Raw genomic sequence first — 4,511 nt, forward strand, 5'->3', positions numbered from 1 at the left:
ACTAAGAAAAAATCCAAATATCATTTATTGAAGATAATGATAGTTCATTTAGTAAAAGCTATTATTATGATTTGATTGTTTTCATAGTTTTTGTTTTTCCAGCCGTCTTTTTGGCTTAAACATAGGATTAAATCATGCGTCAGTTAAGTACTCAAGATACCGATTTTGAACAGCAATTGAAGGATCTGCTGGCATTTGAGACAGTCAACGATGTTGATCTGTTAAAGACTGTCGATGATATTATTACTCAAGTACGTCATGATGGTGATAACGTAGTGCTAGCATTGACCCAAAAGTTTGATCAGCATCCAGCAACGACGATACAAGAGTTAGAACTGTCTAAACAATCACTCGCTGAAGCTTTTGACAATTTAGATGGAAAAGTAAAGACGGCATTGACTACAGCGGCGACGCGTGTGCAGACATTTCATAAACGCCAAGTTCAAGAGACATGGCAATATGAGGATGAGTTGGGAAATCGCCTAGGACAGAAAGTGACGCCACTTGATCGTGTGGGTATTTATGTACCAGGCGGGCTCGCATCTTATCCATCTTCTGTACTGATGAATGCTATTCCTGCAAAAGTCGCTGGCGTCACAGAAGTTATCATGGTTGTACCAGCCCCCAATGGCGTACTAAACCCCTTAGTATTGGCAGCCGCGCATTTGGCTCAAGTCGATCGCGTGTTTACGATTGGTGGCGCTCAGGCCGTGGCAGCGTTAGCATATGGTACCAAAACTATTCCAGCGGTAGACAAAATCACTGGCCCTGGCAATAAATATGTGGCAGCCGCCAAACGAGCCGTATTTGGGCAGGTAGGTATCGATATGATAGCTGGTCCATCTGAAGTGCTGGTGTATGCAGAAGGGCAAGCCCAAGACCGTGCCGATTGGTTAGCCATGGATTTGTTGTCCCAAGCGGAGCATGACTGTATTGCTCAAGCGATTTTTGTGACGACAAGTAGCGAGCAGTTGGCACAAGTCGCTACAGAGATTGAAAACGCTTTAGCAAAATTGCCAAAAGCAGATATCGCTCGCGACTCATTACAAAATCGTGGTGCCCTTATCCTAGTCAAAGACAGAAGCGAGGGTATGGCTTTGATCAATCGCATTGCACCTGAGCATTTAGAGCTGTCTGTTGATGACCCTGATGCACTACTTGAGGATATTCGTCATGCGGGTGCTATCTTTATGGGACGTCATACGCCTGAGGCAATCGGTGACTACTGCGCGGGACCCAATCATGTGCTACCAACCTCAGGGACTGCGCGTTTTTCTTCGCCGCTCGGTGTCTATGACTTTCAAAAGAAATCATCTATCATTTACTGTAGTAAGGACGGTAGTAAGCCACTGGCTGAGACCGCTGACATTTTTAGCGCAGCACGAAGATTTGGAAGCTCATGCACGCTCAGCTCGATATCGTTACCAGTAAAATACCTATACATAGACGTTATATAGACAGAATAGCGGATATAAAGAACCCTTTATCAGAAATATATAGTGGTTATAACTGAGGCTGTATAGAATTTAATAAGATATCGTCAAAACATTATTATTACTGTAATTAGAATTTAATAAGATATCGTCAAAACATTATTATTACTGTCATTTTAGGTCTTGCAACCCTTTTAGCTATGAGTAGGATAACTTATGAGTGAACAAAAAGTTGATACCAGACTTTGGTCGTCCAAAGCACGTAACTTGTCACCTTACGTCCCTGGTGAGCAGCCCCAGCATGCTAATTTGTGTAAACTGAACACCAACGAAAATCCATTTCCGCCATCACCGAAGGTAGGGGAGGCCATTGCTAACGTCTTAGAGCAGCAGGCTTACGATTTACGTCTGTATCCAGCTCCTGAATCTGATGATCTGCGTACGGCATTAGCCGAGTTATATAATCTTGATATAAACGAGGTATTTGTCGGTAATGGCTCAGACGAAGTTCTCGCTTTAGTATTTGCCAGCTTTTTTCTCAAAGAGCGACCTGTCTTAGCACCAGACATCAGCTATAGCTTCTATCCTGTCTATGCGCAGACTTTCGGTATAGAGCTGGTACAGATTGCATTGGAGGATGATTTTAGTATCGATCCCGATGCTTACCGCCAACCTTGTAGCGGTATCATTATTGCCAACCCCAATGCACCGACAGGACTGCTGTTATCGCTTGCCGATATTCGTAAACTTGCAAGCGAGCACTCCAATTCGGTGATAGTCATTGATGAAGCTTATATTGACTTTGCTTGTATAGATGATACCAACTCTAGTACTCAGGTTTCAGCGGTGAGCTTAATCAATGAGTTTGACAATATATTGGTGACTCAAACCTTTTCAAAATCTCGATCATTAGCAGGTTTGCGCGTCGGAATGGCTTTTGGTGATGCGTCATTAATCGAAGCGTTGACGCGTATGAAAAACAGCTTTAATAGCTATCCATTAGATAAGTTGGCGCAAGCTGGCGCAACTGCTAGCGTTTTGGATAATAATTATTTTGAACAAACCCGCCAACAAGTCATTGATCTGCGCAAGTCGTTGACGACTCAGCTAACAGCGCTTGGCTATCAAGTACTGCCGTCGCATGCCAACTTTGTATTTGTCCGTCCTAAAGATGGGGACGCAAGCGCAGTGGCTGCTAAATTACGCGAGCAAGGCATTATCGTGCGACATTTTGATAAGCCGCGCATCCAAGAGTATCTTCGTATCACGGTCGGTACACAAGCGCAGCATGAGCGCTTGATTGATGCTCTGACGGCTATGCAAACGACCAGTACAGATAATGAGTCTATCTCAAATATGGGCTAAGTTTTTATCAGGGCAATGTTAAATGACCAATCGATAATAAAGTGTTCCGCTATATGAGTTTTACATAAAGTATTGGGAAAACCTTTATATGATGTCTGGTTGGTTTAATACGTTTAATAGATTGCCCACTTTATCGAGACACTCTTGATATTCCTCTTTAGAGTTAGAGGCGACAGTAATACCGCCACCTGCCCATAAGCTGACCTCTGTCTCGGCATTTGCTAAGCTATTAGCCTGCAACGTACGAATGAGTACATTCCACTGCCCACTTCCATCAAAATTCATATAGCCCATGGTGCCACAATAGGCGCCACGCGGTGCTTGCTCTAACTCAGAAATGATTTCGACAGCGCGCTTTTTTGGCGTGCCAGTGATCGAGCCTGCTGGCAGACTACCAAACAATACGGCTAATGGATGGGCATCGTCTTTTAGCTCGGCGCGGATGGTGCTGACCATATGATGGACATTGCTAAAGCTCTCGATAGCAAACAGTTTGGGTACTTTAACGCTACCAATTTTGGCATATTTGCCCAAGTCGTTACGCAATAAGTCGACAATCATGACGTTTTCGGCGCGATCCTTTTCACTGTCGATCAACTGCTGCTTATAGGCGTTATCTTGTTCGCGGTTGGTGCTGCGCGGCATGGTGCCTTTGATGGGTTTGGTGATGATATGATGTTTGCCGCTATTAGGTTCTTTGGTAAAGGTAAAAAATAGCTCAGGCGAGCAGCTTAGTAGTTCAAATTGAGGGTTAACGCTATGAAGGTCACGAGCATCACGGTCATTGTTGCTATTATCAAACCTATCGTCATCAAGCGGCTGGGTTTGTAAGTACCTGCAAAGGGCGCTTGGGTGTTTTGATGGAGCACTGGCAAATAAGCGATCAGGCTTGTGGACTGAGTAAATGCATTCTCTCTAGCGCTCGCCAGATATCCTATCCATTCTTGAGTCAGGTTGATCTGATAACAGTCGCCTTGCTGTAGATAGTATTGGGTTTTATCAAAAGCTGCTTGATAGTCATGTTGGTGCCAGCGCGGCTGTAGGTGTAATGGCGCAGGCGTTTTTGCAATGTTATTTGTTGTTTTAGATAGCTGTTGTTCTAGTGAGTCTAAGCAGGATATCAGCAAGCCAAGCGCTGGGTCTGTCTCATCTGATGGTGTATGTAGCCCTACAGTACGCAGCGCCCAGCCACGACCACTATCGCAGGGCGTCAGATACATGTCATAGTGCCCCAATACCGCACAAGGCTGCGCTGCCAGCTTAATATTAGCCGCTGGACTCAGCTCATGAGCGGCAATATCATAACCAATAAAACCTATTAAACCGTGATGATAATTTGGCTTCTCATAGAGTGTGTTTAGAGAGTTTGAGACGGTGTTATTAGCCTCATAAGCTTGACTATAAGCAATCAACTCGTCTTGCCACTTGATATAATTCATATATGCTGTCGTAACAGCATTCTTATCACTGCGGCAGTGTTTTATTACTTTATAGGTAGGCAACTTTGTATGAGAGATTTGGTTATGAGTAGCGTATACAGACCAGCTTACTTTTGGTAGCAAGCCAATCACTGGTCGTCCAGCATTGTTTAGCCAAACCAGTTGCCAGTTGGTCTGAACGTCTTGCTTGATTAAGTGGCGCTGCAGCTTTGGCAACAGCTCAGCAGCACTCAGCGCACCAAAACGCCAGCTATTACGGCCCAAGGGCGGATGA

Annotated in this window: 1 protein-coding gene and 3 pseudogenes; 2 read left to right on the top strand and 2 right to left on the bottom strand. The window is 44.4% G+C overall.

What is annotated here, in order from left to right; all coding sequences use genetic code 11:
- The first annotated feature begins 134 nt into the window (after positions 1-134).
- Together hisD and hisC are read left to right on the top strand one after the other, a co-directional pair.
- Positions 135-1,431: pseudogene (hisD, locus tag PENNN9_RS12135) on the top strand (histidinol dehydrogenase).
- Positions 1,432-1,649: 218 nt separating this feature from the next.
- Complete coding sequence (hisC, locus tag PENNN9_RS12140) at positions 1,650-2,798, top strand: histidinol-phosphate transaminase (RefSeq protein ID WP_058369827.1); 1,149 nt, start codon at positions 1,650-1,652, stop codon at positions 2,796-2,798.
- Positions 2,799-2,882: 84 nt separating this feature from the next.
- Here the strand turns inward: hisC and PENNN9_RS13595 are convergent.
- Together PENNN9_RS13595 and PENNN9_RS13600 are read right to left on the bottom strand one after the other, a co-directional pair.
- A pseudogene (locus PENNN9_RS13595) lies at positions 2,883-3,488 on the bottom strand (chorismate-binding protein); the annotation flags it as partial.
- A gap of 41 nt (positions 3,489-3,529) precedes the next feature.
- Positions 3,530-4,511: pseudogene (locus PENNN9_RS13600) on the bottom strand (hypothetical protein); the annotation flags it as partial.

This window comes from Psychrobacter sp. ENNN9_III (assembly GCF_001462175.1).
In the GTDB taxonomy this organism is placed as follows: Bacteria; Pseudomonadota; Gammaproteobacteria; order Pseudomonadales; family Moraxellaceae; genus Psychrobacter.